The organism is Burkholderia sp. LK4, from assembly GCF_001043615.1.
Classification (GTDB): domain Bacteria; phylum Pseudomonadota; class Gammaproteobacteria; order Burkholderiales; family Burkholderiaceae; genus Burkholderia; species Burkholderia cepacia.
In genome coordinates this window covers 1-530 of the sequence record NZ_LDUL01000116.1, presented here as the reverse complement: position 1 = coordinate 530, position 530 = coordinate 1, and the positions used below count along the sequence as shown (strand labels likewise).

At 61.3% G+C, this 530-nt stretch carries 1 protein-coding gene; it reads left to right on the top strand.

The genetic code is table 11. The annotated features are described in order from the left end of the window. Positions 1-85: 85 nt before the first annotated feature. On the top strand, positions 86-530 hold a 445-nt coding region (locus VK92_RS37620), incomplete at its 3' end, for a bacteriophage T4 gp5 trimerisation domain-containing protein (RefSeq protein WP_048468235.1).

Sequence of the window (530 nt, the reverse complement as noted above, 5' to 3'; positions counted from 1 at the left end):
CGATCCGGACCAGCCTCTCATCATTGGGCGGGCGTACAACCGCTTGCAGTTGCCGCCGTACGAACTACCGCGACACAAGACGCGGATGACGATCAAGAGCCAGACGCACAAGGGAGACGGCTTCAACGAACTGCGCTTCGAGGACGAGAAGGATCAGGAAGAAATCTACGTTCACGCGCAGAAGGACCAGAACATCCACGTCAACCACGACGAAACCATCTTCGTGGGCAACGACCGCAGCGAACAGGTCGAGCACGACGAAACCATCGCCATCGGTAACGACCGCAAGGAGACGGTTGGCCACGATGAGCAGGTCACCATCGGCCAGGACCGACGCCACGACATCGGGCAGGACGACTTCCTGAGCGTCGGCCGAAACCACACCGTCCACACGGGCAAGGACCGCACGGAGGAAGTCGGCAACCATCGTCGCGACAAGACCGCAGCCAATCACACGGTCGATATTGGCGGGCATCTGAAACAGCGCGTGGCAGGCCATGCCGAGCTGGAGGCGGGGCAGGCTATCCGGT